We start from the raw sequence: 13510 nt of genomic DNA, 5'->3' as shown, positions 1-13510 counted from the left end.
CATGACGCTACGGACACACCCAACGGCGTGCCGCGCAGGCAGCCTTTATTGAGTAAGCAGCGTGCTCGGCATTTCGAGCGACGGATCCACGCCGTAGTGCTGAAACGTTTTCTTCTGAGTCTGATTGGCCTGCATGATCCTGAGTCCGTCGGACACGGCGGCGATCATATCGGCGTTGCCTTTCTTCACACCCACGCCGATCTTCATGCCGCTCGTCACCATGAATCCGCGGGTGTAGAGCTGCGGGTTCTGTTTCGCGAGACCGTCGACGAGCGCCAAGTCGTACATCATCACGTCGGCGCGATGACTGGCGACAAGGCGTGCACCCGACGCGATATCGGCTGAAGTCATGATGGTCACGTCGGGTTTGCCTTCCGCCTTGCACTTCGCGGCTTGCACTTGCGCCATCGTCAGTTCGACGGTGCCGATGCCTGCTGTGACGGTAAGGCCGCACAGCTTTGCGATGTCATCGATTTTCTTCGGGTTGCCGACGGCCACCAGGCCGCCAGTACCGGCCTGCATATACGTGACGAAAGTCGTTTCCTTTGCGCGTTCGGGCGTGTAGTACAGCAAGTCCCACATCACATCGATCTGTCCGGCGCGCAGTGCCGGCAGCAGACCAGGCCAGCCGGCGGTGAAGAACTCCGTTTTAACGCCCGCGCAATCGAACACGGCGCGAGCCATGTCGGCATCGGCGCCGATAATCTTGTTGAAGTCCTTGCTGTCACGAAACGCATACGGCGGCGACTCCGGATCGACGCCGATCTTGATGGTCTTTCCGGCCAGGGACGGATATTTCTGTGCCACTTTCGACGGCTCGCACGATTGAGCGGATGCGCCTTGTGCGAGAAGAAGGCTGGTGACAGCGCATAAGAGAAGCTTGAACGCTTTTGACATGGACATGGCGGGACCTGTGAAGAGGTTGAACAAAATATCGGTTAAACAGGTGGTATGGCGATGCGAGAAGAGGGGGAGTCAATGGCCAAGGAAGTCCATGTGACTTGCGATCGAACCCGGCGTAGTGATGCAGATGCGGCCTTCGTCGCGCGCGCGGACGATATGCTCGAGCGCTCGCCGCAAGTGAACCAGGCGGTGCGGCTGCCCTGCCAAGTACGCGTGCAAGGCAATGCCCATCACCAGCGGCTCGCGGGCGGACTGCCGCAACATCTCCTCGAAGTGATCTATCACCAGATCGGCGAACGACCTTGCGTCCATCTGACGCGCGAGGATCATTGGAATATCGTTGACTTCTTCCGGGTACGGAATAGCCCACAGCGGCTGACCGTTGCGTGTAACGAGGCGCGTGGGTTGATCGTCGTGACACCAGTTGAGCGTGTACTGGTAACCCGCTTCCGCCACGAGATCGCTGGTGACATGACTCTCGGACAACCACGGCGATAACCAGCCTGCTGGCTGCTGCGCGCTTTCCGCGGCGATTCGCTCGCGACATGCCACGATCAGCGCACGTTCGTCGGCCTCGGACAGCGTTCCCTGTCTCTCCGAATTGGTATGGCCGTGGGCGACAAGTTCATCGCCACGTTGGGCGAACGCGGCGACCAGGTCAGGGCAATGATCATAGAGCGCCGTATTGATGATGCCCGCTACCGGTAGCGCCAGCTCATCGAACAGATCGAGACAGCGCCATGCTCCCACGCGCAACGCGTACTCGCGCCATGCGTGATTTAGTACGTCTGGCTCAGGCATCACTGGACCGATGGTGGGGCCCAGTCCTTCGCCGAACGCAAAATGTTCGATGTTGAAACCGATGTAGACAGCGAGGCGGGAACCGTCGGGCCAGCGATAGACAGGGCGGCCGCCGATCGGCGAATAGTCAAAGCGCCCGTGGCCGGCCAGCGCGCGATATGCGGGAGAATCCATGGTGCAGTGTCCTGTCGAACGGCGCGTACGCCTGTGTTCACGTCAGGACCCATCGTACGGAAGCCAAAATCGCCGCATCGAGCTTGCTGCGAACAAACTCTTGTACGCGCGCGTATTGAAGCCGCCGCTTGCTACGTCACGCTACGTCACGCGGAGAACAGCGATTTCCGGATGATCGCGTGCACGCCCCAATTGCCGTCTACCACCTGCGTCACACCGAAGTCGATCGCGACTGAGATCAGCGAAATCGCCTCGTCCTCGGACAGGCCCTTGGTCGTCATGAGGAAACGCCGCGTTTTGATGAAAGCGTCGCGCATCGCGAGGTCGAGGGTGGATTTTTCGTACACGGCGCTTTGCGCGCTGGTACCGAACTCGGCCAGATAGTTTGGATAGCTGAAGCCGTGGAGTACCCATTCGTCTGCGGTTTCTACTAACGGATACGTGAGGTCGGCGTACACCTGGTTGGCGAGCGTTTCTTTCTTGTGAAGCACTACCTGGAATTCGCCGGTGAGCGAACACTCGATTGCGGTGCCGCACAGCTCCGAGTCTCCTTGAGATGCATGCGGGTCGCCGATGGAGAGAAGGGCGCCGGGCACCCCGACCGGCAAGAACACGCTCGCGCCGCGGGTGACGCGCCAGTTGTCGAGATTTCCGCCGAAGGTCGAAGGCGGAATTGAATCGATTAGCCCATCCTGCTGCGGCGCGACGCTGATCACGCCAAAATGCGGACGCACTGGAATCTGGACATTCCTCAGGATGTCGTGATTCTCAACTACTGTCGAATGATCGACCGGCACGCCGGGATAATCGATTGTCGGATGCATCACGCCGAAAGGATCGCGCTGGGGTGTCCAGCGGAAGTTGTACACGGCGCGGGCGCAGGCGGTCTCGCTGTCGGTTGCGTCCGCATCGAGTTCATAGATGGTGACGACCTCGCGCGGTTTCGGCTCGGTCAATAGCTCGCGATAGTGGAATCCCCACCACGCGGCAGCATTGCTGCCGAACGCACGGCCGGCGAATTTCGGATTGGCGCAACGTCGCGGGTGAATGTCGAGGATGCGCACCTCCAGCACGTCGCCGGGTTGCGCGCCGCGCACGGCGATAGGTCCAGTGCAGATGTGCACGCCGAAGCCTTCTCCCGCGCCACGGCCGTAAATGGACGCATCCATGGGTCCCGCGCCGCGCCGGTTCACGTTCTTTCGCGCTGCGGTCCAGTGGAACACGCTTTCGGCGCCAGGATCGCCGCGCACCATCCGCTCCCAGTCGTCGGCTGCGTGTTGCGTGAGTGTTTCGATAGTCACGGTGTCTGCACTGTCGATTTCCAGCACGGGCTTGAGATCGTGACTGAAGTAGCCCCAATGAATCGTATTGGCGGTTGCGCGCAACAGATGATGACGCGGCTTGCTGGACTCGCGAGTGGGCGATGAGGAAGGAGCTTCGGGTTGCGTCGCAACGTACGGCTCGTCCGCGGCTTCCTGTACGGCACCCTGGCCGGCGAGTTGTGCATGCACGAGCAGGTTCCCCGCGTTGACGGGCAAGCCGCGTGAGATACGCCGCACGAGATGGCGCGCCAGTTCGAGACTCGCTTCGTGCCGGAACGTGCGCGGCGATGCCCGATATTGCTCCCGGAACGCGCGGCTGAAATAGGCCGCGTCATTGAAACCCCAGCGGAAGCAGACATCGGCAATGGAGAGCTTTTCATATAGAGGATTGACCAGATCCGCGCGGCAACGCTCCAGCCTGCGCGAGCGCAGATAAGTCGAGAAATTCTGTCCGACTGCTTCGAAAAGCTTCTGTAAATAACGCGGCGAGACGCGCTCCTGTTTCGCTATCGATGTGAGCCCGAGATCCGGATCGGCCAGATTGGCCTCGATCGTTCGGCACACGCGCGAGAAAAGGGCGGCTTGAGATGGGGTGAGACCACTGAAGCTGCCTTCCTTGTCATGACCGACAAGAGACGCGACGAGGAACTCCGCGAGCGCGAGTTCCAGTGGACGCAACTCGTCGAGCGTCAACGTTTCCACGCTTTCCGCAACCGAGCGCAGAAAGCCGGAAAACACGTGGCCGATACCGGCGTCTCCTGGCAACCGCCCGGCACGCAATGAAAACGGTGTTAGAAGACGTGCGTTGATCGCAGCGCGGGGCACGCGGATCACAAACGCTCGAAAGTCTGACGCGAACGATAGGAGCGCTTCCTCGCGCGAGGAAGCATAGACGATATCGCCGGTAACAACGCTCTCGCTCGCACCGTCGGCAACGAGCGTCAGGCAGCCGTCGATATGCAGCACGATCAGGAGACTGTCGGCGCCGTCGACATTGAGTTCGATGGTTTGCGCGAAAGCGGCGAGCGCGATCAATTCGAAGCCGTTGGTCGACATGCGTGACCTGACGGTGCCATGCAAGTGGGGCGCGGCTGCCTCAGGCGCGCCGGAACGCAGGCCAAATCGGCCCAACGCCTCTTTCCATGCTCGCAGGCGATCTGTCTCGGCGTATGACTCGGTGGTGAAACGCTGTAGATCCAACCCAAGGCTCCCGTACGCTGACGAACGTCAGTCGAGTTGTTCAAGGGCAATGTCCGTGCCATCGATAACAGCCCGGTTGGCGCCGCAGCGCTGCGCTACGGCAGTGCGTGGGCGCACCGCCGTGGCGCGCGCGCACAGCTCACGCGCGAGGTCGTTTCTTCGGAGGAAAAATGCTGCGGGGGATTTTGCAGTGAATGCCCTGACGGCCATCGACCACCTGCGTCACGGAGAAATCGGCCGCCACGCTCATCAGCGAATAGGCGTCGTCGCGTGATAACCCTTGCCGTTCGGTGAGCAGAAGCAACATATCGCGAGAAGCGTTTCTGGTCGCGATATTCAGGTCTTCATCGAAACCGTGGACGATCCAGTAATCCGGCGTCTCCAGCAACGGTGAAGGAAATGTAAAGTCCCGCCGCAACACGATCTGGAACATCACATTGAGCGAGGCCTCAATTGCGGTGCCGCTAATCTCGCCATCGCCTTGCGATACATGGGGGTCGCCGATTGAGAATAGACCACCGTCCACCGCGACTGGGTAATACATGGTGGATCCAGCGCCGATGCGCCAATTATCGATATTGCCGCCATGCGCGCCTGGTGGCACGGTGCTCACGCGGCCAGCTACGTCGGGCGCGACGCCTGCGGTGCCCAGGTGAGGGCGCACCGGCACACGAATGCCTTCGAGCGCCAGTTCGCGGCAGCAGTCCCGAACGTCCGATCGCTTGCCGGGCACCAGATATTTTCCGGGGTAGTCGTATGCATACAATGCGTGAGCCGTATTGGACGTCTGATCGAGCTCATAGATCGTGACCCGCTCTTTGTCGAAGTCGGTAAACAGATGACCCCAGTGCGCGGCGAGATTCGAGCCGTAATTGAAACGCGGGGTCATTTGTAAGTAACGCACCTCGAGCAGGTCGCCGGGTCTCGCGTCTCTCACGAAGATCGGCCCCGTCATCAGATGCACGCCGGGTTGCCGATCGGATTCCGGAATCGTGTCGTAGAGCGCCCGCACCGTGTCGTCCATCATCAGATCGGGCGCGTCGCCCGCATGATGCGTGATCGCGTCGGCGCGCACGAAATCGCCGCTTTCGACGATCAGCGCGGGCGCTAGCGCCGCGTCAAAGTAGCCCCAGTGGACATTCCGTGTAACGGCTGGCAGTTCGTGAAGCATGCTTGGCTTAGCTCCGTAAGAGTATGCGGTCGGTGCGGCGCTACCGATGGCAGATCGTACGGGCGACAAAATGCAACGGCTTGGGCGACTGCGCACAAAAGCTTGTGCGTGAGCGAATCACGCCTACAGGCTCTGACTTACTTCAGTAGCGACTTCAGCGAACGCGCGCGCAGCGGCAGTTCGATATGCACCTTTGCGCCGCAAGAGCGCGGCGGTTCGCTGCGGTAACGAAGGTTCGAGCTTGAGGAGCGACAGGTCACCGTTTTGCCGCGCGATGGCCGCGGGCAGAATGGTCGCGAGCTGGCTGCAGCCGACAATCCCGATAACAGCGCTAATAGAGTTGGCCTCTACTGCTATGCGCGGTGCCACGCCGTGCTCGCGGCAGTAGTGATCGATGTAATGCCGCGTGGCGAACGTTTCGTTCAGCAGTACCCAAGCTTCGCGTTCGAAGTCGCGAGGCGTTAGCGCGCCGCGCTTCCTCGCTCGGGGATGCGAGTTTCCGACCACGACAGCAAGCGCCTCGACAAGCAGAGGCTCAGTTTCGATATCGGGTGAATGCGTGTCTGCGAACGCGATGCCCATATCCAGCTCGTCTTCGTTCAACAGTACTTCCATCCGTTCCTGCGACATCTCCTCGATATTCAGGATGATGCCGGGATAACGCTGGTTGAACCTGTCGACAAGCGGTCCGACGAGGTAGGCGGTGAAAGTCGGCGTCATGCCGAGCCGCAATGAACCACGGCTCAGGTCGTGCACGTCGTGAATAGCCCGTCTGCCGGCGTCCAGATCCTGAAGCGCTCGTTGAGCATAGAGCAGCCACGCCGCGCCGGCGTCGGTCAACCGGATTGTCCGGCCACTTCGATCGAGCAATTGCACGCATAGCGTGTCTTCGAGCTGCCTGATCTGCTGCGACAGGGTGGGCTGCGAGACATGCAGTGACTCTGCCGCGCGCGTGAAATTGCGATGCTCGGCCACGGCGAGGAAGTAGCGGATATGTCGGAGCAGCATGGTCCCTCACTATAGGCGTCTCCTATAGAAACCATAATAAACCGGTCTTGGACGCTATGGTTGAACGGATTCATGCTTCGACCATCGGTTCACAACTTGCCGGAGGGGCGAAGAGATGAAAGACATCATTGACGGTTTCCTGAAGTTCCAGCGCGACGCCTTTCCCCGACGCTCCGAGTTGTTCAAGCGACTGGCCACGAGCCAGAATCCGCGCACTCTCTTTATCTCGTGTTCCGATAGCCGGCTTGTCCCCGAACTCGTTACACAGCGTGAGCCGGGAGATCTGTTCGTGATACGCAACGCAGGTAACATCGTGCCGTCGTACGGTCCCGAACCCGGTGGCGTTTCGGCAACGGTCGAATACGCTGTGTCGGCGCTCGGTGTCACCGACGTCGTGATCTGCGGCCACTCGGATTGCGGCGCGATGACCGCAATCGCCGCCTGCAAATGTTTGGACCACATGCCCGCCGTGCGCAACTGGTTGCGGTATGCGGATTCCGCGAGAGTCGTCAACGAGTCACGCGTGCACGGCAGCGAGCGTGAGCGCGTCGACTCGATGGTCCGCGAAAACGTGATTGCTCAGTTGGCGAACATCAAGACGCACCCATCCGTGAGACTCGCGCTCGAACAGGGGCATCTCGCGCTGCACGGCTGGGTCTACAACATCGAAACCGGTTCTATTGATGCGCTCGACGGCGCGACGGACCGCTTTGTTTCTCTCTCCGAGCATCCGCATGTCTGTGCAACGCCCGCACGACTTTCCCGCGCTGCCTGAATCCTGTTCATCAACTGAAGGAACCATCATGACCCAGTCGCAATTCAGCCAAACCACTCGCCAGAATCTCGCGGATGTGATCATCGACGCGAAGATCCGCAAGAACCTGACCTTTGAGCAGATCAACGAAGGTACCGGTCTCAGCCTCGCATTCGTCACGGCTGCGCTGCTCGGCCAGCATCCGCTGCCTGCCGACGCTGCCAAGGTCGTCGCCGACAAGCTCGATCTCGATGAAGGCGCCATACGCCTGTTACAGAGCATTCCGGTGCGCGGCAGCATCCCGGGGAGCGTGCCGACCGATCCAACGATCTATCGGTTCTATGAAATGGTGCAGATCTACGGCTCAACCCTCAAGGCGCTCGTGCACGAGAAGTTTGGCGACGGCATTATCAGCGCGATCAACTTCAAGCTGGACATCAAGAAAGTGGACGATCCAGAGGGTGGGTCGCGGGCCCTGATCACGCTCGACGGCAAGTATCTGCGACCAAGCCGTTCTGAGTCGACAGTGAAGCATCTTCGGGGCGCTGTGACTTCTGCCTGCTAATACGAATCACGTTGGACTTCAGCGGAAAACGTGGTTCGCTCCATGAAAAGGGAGATATGAAAGTGAAAGTACTTGTCAGACTCGGAACGATTGCGAAAGAAGCCGTATTAACCAGGCTCGTGTTGGTACTGGTTTCCATCGCTGCGAGTTCTCTGCTTGTTTCCACTCTAGCTGTGGCCGATCCCGTGAGCCCGTCCTCGACGAGCACGAGTGCAACGCCGGATGACTATTTTCATACCGGTGCAGGCGCACGATATCTGCGGCGTGCCGATGAAGACATCGTCGTCAATCCTCAACGCGGAAACATCACGGTGCTGATGGGGTCCGGTGGCAACATCACGGTTCTATCGGGCAGGGACGGTAAATTCCTGGTGGACGCGGGCATCAGCAAGTCGCAGCAAAAAGTCCGGGCGGCACTGGACAACATCGGTCCCTCGCCGCTGAAATACGTGGTCAATACTCATTGGCACTGGGACCATACCGACGGCAACGCGTGGATGCATGAGGCGGGGGCCACTATCGTCGCCCAAAGGAATACCACAAAGCATTTGACTGAAACGACGCATGTCAATGCGTGGAACTGGACCTTCGAGCCGGTGCCGGCAGATGCGCGCCCGACACTCCTGATCGATCACAAGAAGACTTTCAATTTTTCGGGCACCAGCGTCGAAGTGGAAAATTTCGGCGGTGGCCATACCGATGGAGATCTGTGGGTGTACTTCAAGAATGCCGATGTGCTTGCTCTCGGCGACACATTCTGGAACGGCATCTATCCATACATCGACAACGAGGACGGCGGCAGTATCGACGGCGCGATCAATTGGGCCAACAAAGCTGTTGCGCGCACAACTGATCACACGATCGTTGTCCCCGGTCATGGTCCCGTTGGTACGCGAACTCAATTGATCGAGTTCCGCGACATGCTTGTCACGGTACGCAATAACGTGATGACGCTGAAGCAGCAAGGTAAGTCGCTTGACGAAATCATTGCCGCCAAGCCGACCGCCGCCTTCGATGCAAAATGGGGGAATTTCGTGTTCAACGGCGATCAGTTCACGAAGATGGTCTACGCCGGTCTGCGATCGTGAAACTGAATTTCGCCGCGCGCCATCGTAGCCGCTAGCTCCATGTGCCCCACGACAAGGCGGGGCAGCCCGCTGTCGCGAGGGCAGCAGTCTTATTGCGTGCCAGATGGCGAACAGCGGGTCGTGACGGTGGCTTCATCGCCACCGATAGTCAACGAAATTGCTTCTACTTACCCGATGCCGGCGACTTCACACTCGGCGTCGCCAAGGTGTTGTTGCCGCCCACCGGTGCGGTGGCGCCGGAAGTCGAATCGCTGTTGACGCTGCTCGGCAGACCGGAGTTGGGACGGCCGGACATGCCGCTGTCGGAATTGGTGGTGCCCGGTGTGCCGTAGCCGCCCGTTGCACTATTCACCTGGTTTGCGGGGCTAGCCGTGCTACCTGCCGAACCGTTCCCACCGGAGCCACCGGCGGCCTGTGCGTAGGCGCCGCCCGACAGCGTGAGTGCGGCGACAGCCGCGAGTAACGCGCTCGTTGCCTTGCTCATGATTTCTGCCTCCTTTGTCAGAGAGAATTGGGACGCAGCCGTTTGCCGCATCCTTAATACTTATGCAGCAATCAATGTGCCGGGCCTCGCGCGGTGGCAAAAAAATGCATATCGAATGTCCGGCAGGAGAGCGAGCCATTCCTCATGTCGCATTGCCGGCTTGCACGTGCGGCCGAACGTTGGGTCAAACCATCGGGCGGTATTGCTGCGTGAGCATCAGGTTCAGGTTCTGAACCGCAGCGCCGGATGCGCCTTTGCCAAGATTATCGAAAACCGCTGAAAGCAGAACGTGCCCGTGATCCACGGCAGGAAATACGCTTAAGCGCATGTCGTTGGTACCGTTGAGCACTTGCGGGTCCAGGTGCTTCTCAGCGCACGATTCATGCAGCGGCACGACACGCACGTGAGCCGCCTCGGCATAGTGGCGTGCGAGGCATTCGTGTAACGTCGCGCCATCGACGCCGGGTGCCAGCAACCGCAACTGTAAGGGCACCGTCAGCACGATGCCCTGGCGGAACGCCCCATACGCAGGCACGAAGATCGGACGCTGCGCGAGCAGGGCGTGCTGCTGGATCTCCGGCGTGTGCTTGTGCGCGAGATCCAGACCATATACCTGGAATGAAGGCGCGTTGATGGCATCGGGACCTTCATGCTCCTCCACTCCGGCACGCCCGCGTCCGGAGTAGCCGGACACCGCGTGAATGCTGAGCGGGTAGTTGTCTGGTATCAGTCCGGCCTGCAACAGCGGACGCAGCAAGCCGATCGCACCCGTCGGGTAGCAACCGGGATTGGTGACCCGACGTGCGCTCGCAATGCGCTCAGGCTGTCCCGACGTCATTTCCGGAAAGCCGTATGTCCAGACCGTCTGCGTGCGGTGGGCCGAACTTGCGTCGACGACCCTGACGGCAGGATTAACGATGGCGTTCACCGCCTCGCGTGCGGCGGCATCGGGCAAACAGAGAATCGCGATGTCGCAGGCGTTGATGGCTTCTGCGCGAAGGCGTGCATCTTTGCGTTCCGCGGCGGCAAGCGTGAACACCGTGATGTCGGTCCGGTTGCGCAGCCTTTCATGGATCTGCAGTCCGGTGGTGCCTTGGTCGCCATCGATGAAAATAACGGGAGCGCTCATACGCGAAATACTCCGAATGGTGGTGATGGGCGGAAGGAGCCTCCATGTTCACCGAACCGCTAGAATAGGAAAAGTTGAATTTTATAACCTTGCAGTTTAGTTTTTCTGAATCGGGACGTCGACATGCGAGAGATCAGTCTGGACCGCCTGCGCACTCTGATTGCGATTACCGAGCGTGGCTCGTTTGCCGATGCAGCGCGCGCGTTGAATCTGGCGCCGCCGACGGTCAGCCTGCATATCGCTGAACTCGAAAGTCGCATCGGGGCGCCGCTCCTGTCGAGAAAACGCGGTCAGGTAAAGCCGTCGGCAATAGGTGAGGTGCTAGTGGAGCGCGCGCGTCGACTGCTGGCCGATGCGGAGCAGGCGTTGGACGATATTCAACGCCAGGTGCAGGGGATAGAAGGGCGCGTGCGGCTCGGTGCGTCGACCGGCGTGATCGCGTACCTGTTGCCGCAAGCGCTCGAGGTGCTGCGCGAGAATAACCCTGCAATCGATATCCAGCTTGCAGTGCTCACGTCGCATGAAACGCTGTCGCGCCTGGCGGAGGGGACGCTGGATATCGGGCTGGTCGCGCTGCCGCAGCCCCCCGTGGCTGGACTCGTGATAAAGCCCTGGCGCCGGGACCCTGTAATGGCCTTCGTCCCGGCGCATTGGCGGTGCCCCGCCCGGGTGACGCCTGAATGGCTCGCCGCTCAACCTCTCATTCTCAATGACGCGACTACACGTCTCTCGCGCCTGACGGCCGAGTGGTTTGCGACCGCCGGGCATCATCCTGCGCCGCGCATCCAGCTCAACTACAACGACGCGATCAAGAGTCTGGTAGCGGCAGGGTACGGCGCAGCGCTGCTTCCCCATGAGGCCACCACGCCAGTCCCCGATCGGCGGATTGTCATGCGTCCACTGCGCCCGGCGTTGTGGCGTCGGCTCGGCATCGCACATCGGGCAGGGTACGTTGAGCGTTCCACTCAACATGTACTCGATGTGTTGTGGGACCTACGATTAGCTTAAACGTTGCCTGGTCATCGAATTTGACATCGGGTTTCATTGACAGCGTGGCCTCGTGTTAAGCGTTTTCTATCACCTGCGATTCGCGTATTTCCTATCTTTCCTGTACCTTATTTACTACATTTAATCCGCCATGCGAATCAATTGATGACTCAAGCCGGGCCACGAGTCAGTTTCGGATTCAAGTCACTTCCAACTACTAGCGAGACGTCATGGGAAAACACAAAATCACTTTTGCAGTTGCGATGCTGTCACTGCTCGCGACAATCCAGACTGCGCTTGCACAGTCGGTCCCGGTACCGGTCACCACCGACAATTTCATTCGTGCAGAATCCGATGCCGAGTTGGCTAAGGTGGTGAAAAGCAATGGATTCGGCAAATTCTTCCACAACAGGGAAATTGCTCCGGTGGACCAGCAGATCGTCGTGCGCGTGAATCGGGATACGCTCTATTCTTCGGCAGTGTTCGATCTCGATGCTGGTCCGGTGACCATCACCTTGCCCGACGCGGGAAAGCGCTTCCGTTCGATGATCGTCATCAACCAGAATCACTATGCTCAGGAAGTCGTGTACAACCCCGGCAGATACACGCTGGACAGAAAGCAGATCGGCACGCGGTATGTGCTCGCGACGGTCCGTACGCTAGTGAACCCGGCTGATCCGGGCGATCTTGCCAAGGCTCATGCGTTGCAAGACGACACCAGGATCGAGCAGAAAAACGTTGGAAGTTTCGACGTGCCCAACTGGGATGAGGCAAGCCAAAAGAAAGTCCGCGACGCGCTTCTGGTGCTTGGGGCCACTCTGCCTAGCGCGCGCAAATCGTTTGGCCGTGAGAGTGACGTTGATCCGGTCCACCATCTCATCGGTACAGCAACTTTATGGGGCGGAAATCCGGATAAAGATGCCATCTACCTCACCCGGACTCCTTCGAGAAATGACGGTACGACGATCTATAAGATCCACGTTGACCGAGGCGTACCGGTTATCGGTTTCTGGTCGGTAACCGTGTATAACGCGGCGGGACTGATCGACCCGAATCCACTCAACGCCTACTCGCTGAACAACACCACCGCGCACAGGAACGCGGACGGCTCGGTGGATATTCAGTTCGGCGGATGCGACGGGAAAGCATCTAACTGTTTGCCCATCGCTGCAGGGTGGAACTACACGGTACGCCTGTACCGGCCCAAGCCGGAAGTTGTGAACGGCAAATGGACGTTTCCGGAGGCTCAGCCGGCTTGAGAGAAGTTGGCTGGTCATCGGGAGTCGCGCAGAGAGGCAAGCGGACGGGAGTTCGACGGCCCACTCGCTCGCAGCCAGCGTCGTCACGCTTGGACATTCAACCATCTGTCCTCAGGCCGATGACCGCCAGCAACGTCGCCAAGTGTTCCATGGCGATCGGTTTCACCAGATGGTGATCAAAACCGGCGTACGGACAGCCGCAGGTAGAAAACCGCGTCCAATGTTCCTGTTTGACGGCGCTCTCCGTGTGCCGCAGTTCGCCTCAGTCGACGGGCGGCACCGCACCTTCCAGCAAGGTCTTGATGAGCCGCTCGCGCCGCTTTTCGAGGTCCGCGATCTGGCGATCGATGGCTTCGAGTCTTGCCCGCTGGACGTCGGTGATCTGGTCGCAGGAGCGGGCGCCTTCGATTAAAAGCATGCAGTCGGGAAAGCCGCGAATATCGTCGATGGTGAAACCGGTCGCGATCATGCGCTGAACCTGCTTGACCTGCGTGACTGCCTTCTCGGGGAACATGCGATAGCCATTGCTCGCACGTACCGAGGCAAGCAGACCGTGTTCGTCGTAATGCCGGATTGATCGCACGCTCGCGCCGGTGAGTTGCGAGAGTTGTCCGATCGTCAGCAGTTCCTGTGAGGGTGTGTCTTTCATAAAGAGCAGGCTAGCA

At 59.7% G+C, this 13510-nt stretch carries 12 protein-coding genes and 1 pseudogene; 5 read left to right on the top strand and 8 right to left on the bottom strand.

Annotated elements, in window-relative coordinates:
• Positions 1 to 45: 45 nt before the first annotated feature.
• The 5 genes from SB753_RS01190 to cynR form a co-directional block, all read right to left on the bottom strand.
• On the bottom strand, positions 46 to 903 hold the full coding sequence (locus tag SB753_RS01190) for an ABC transporter substrate-binding protein (RefSeq protein ID WP_410798595.1): 858 nt from the start codon (positions 901 to 903) through the stop codon (positions 46 to 48).
• Between the two features lie 72 nt (positions 904 to 975).
• Positions 976 to 1878: a polysaccharide deacetylase family protein gene (locus SB753_RS01185; RefSeq protein WP_131315526.1), complete on the bottom strand. Its 903-nt coding sequence runs from the start codon at positions 1876 to 1878 to the stop codon at positions 976 to 978.
• A gap of 146 nt (positions 1879 to 2024) precedes the next feature.
• Positions 2025 to 4400 (bottom strand): acetamidase/formamidase family protein, encoded by a 2376-nt coding sequence (locus SB753_RS01180; RefSeq protein ID WP_410798593.1) that lies wholly within the window; start codon positions 4398 to 4400, stop codon positions 2025 to 2027.
• 139 nt (positions 4401 to 4539) lie between these two features.
• On the bottom strand, positions 4540 to 5571 hold the full coding sequence (locus SB753_RS01175) for an acetamidase/formamidase family protein (protein ID WP_410798591.1): 1032 nt from the start codon (positions 5569 to 5571) through the stop codon (positions 4540 to 4542).
• A 123-nt stretch (positions 5572 to 5694) separates the two neighbouring features.
• The gene (gene cynR, locus SB753_RS01170; RefSeq protein WP_410798589.1) at positions 5695 to 6579 is read right to left on the bottom strand and encodes a transcriptional regulator CynR; all 885 of its coding nucleotides are present in this window, start codon (positions 6577 to 6579) and stop codon (positions 5695 to 5697) included.
• Positions 6580 to 6694: 115 nt separating this feature from the next.
• On the opposite strand from cynR, the gene SB753_RS01165 reads away from it, so the two are divergent.
• The 3 genes and pseudogenes from SB753_RS01165 to SB753_RS01155 all read left to right on the top strand — a co-directional run bounded on the left by SB753_RS01165 (position 6695) and on the right by SB753_RS01155 (position 8986).
• Positions 6695 to 7354 carry a carbonic anhydrase gene (locus tag SB753_RS01165; protein ID WP_087750375.1) on the top strand — a complete coding sequence of 220 codons (660 nt, stop codon included), beginning with the start codon at positions 6695 to 6697 and terminating at the stop codon, positions 7352 to 7354.
• A 28-nt stretch (positions 7355 to 7382) separates the two neighbouring features.
• Positions 7383 to 7852 (top strand): annotated as a pseudogene (cynS, locus tag SB753_RS01160) (cyanase).
• Between the two features lie 102 nt (positions 7853 to 7954).
• Positions 7955 to 8986 (top strand): MBL fold metallo-hydrolase, encoded by a 1032-nt coding sequence (locus tag SB753_RS01155; RefSeq protein WP_410798587.1) that lies wholly within the window; start codon positions 7955 to 7957, stop codon positions 8984 to 8986.
• A gap of 163 nt (positions 8987 to 9149) precedes the next feature.
• Here SB753_RS01155 and SB753_RS01150 read toward each other — a convergent pair whose 3' ends face one another.
• On the bottom strand, positions 9150 to 9470 hold the full coding sequence (locus SB753_RS01150; protein WP_310066930.1) for a hypothetical protein: 321 nt from the start codon (positions 9468 to 9470) through the stop codon (positions 9150 to 9152).
• A gap of 184 nt (positions 9471 to 9654) precedes the next feature.
• On the bottom strand, positions 9655 to 10599 hold the full coding sequence (gene argC, locus SB753_RS01145; RefSeq protein WP_410798585.1) for an N-acetyl-gamma-glutamyl-phosphate reductase: 945 nt from the start codon (positions 10597 to 10599) through the stop codon (positions 9655 to 9657).
• A gap of 123 nt (positions 10600 to 10722) precedes the next feature.
• Here argC and SB753_RS01140 point away from each other — a divergent pair, with 123 nt between their 5' ends.
• Both SB753_RS01140 and SB753_RS01135 read left to right on the top strand, forming a co-directional pair.
• Positions 10723 to 11607, top strand: a complete 885-nt coding sequence (locus SB753_RS01140) for a LysR family transcriptional regulator (RefSeq protein WP_410798583.1) — start codon at positions 10723 to 10725, stop codon at positions 11605 to 11607.
• A 209-nt stretch (positions 11608 to 11816) separates the two neighbouring features.
• A complete protein-coding gene (locus SB753_RS01135; RefSeq protein ID WP_088176424.1) occupies positions 11817 to 12845 on the top strand; it encodes a DUF1214 domain-containing protein in 1029 nt (342 codons plus the stop codon).
• Between the two features lie 262 nt (positions 12846 to 13107).
• Here SB753_RS01135 and SB753_RS01130 read toward each other — a convergent pair whose 3' ends face one another.
• Positions 13108 to 13494, bottom strand: coding sequence for a MerR family transcriptional regulator (locus tag SB753_RS01130; RefSeq protein WP_087750379.1), 387 nt, complete (start codon positions 13492 to 13494; stop codon positions 13108 to 13110).
• Between the last annotated feature and the right edge of the window lie 16 nt (positions 13495 to 13510).

This window comes from Paraburkholderia sp. SIMBA_053, from assembly GCF_046534895.1.
Lineage (GTDB): Bacteria > Pseudomonadota > Gammaproteobacteria > Burkholderiales > Burkholderiaceae > Paraburkholderia > Paraburkholderia caledonica.
The sequence above is the reverse complement of the archived record's forward strand: the minus strand, read 5'-3'. Positions and strand labels throughout refer to the sequence as shown.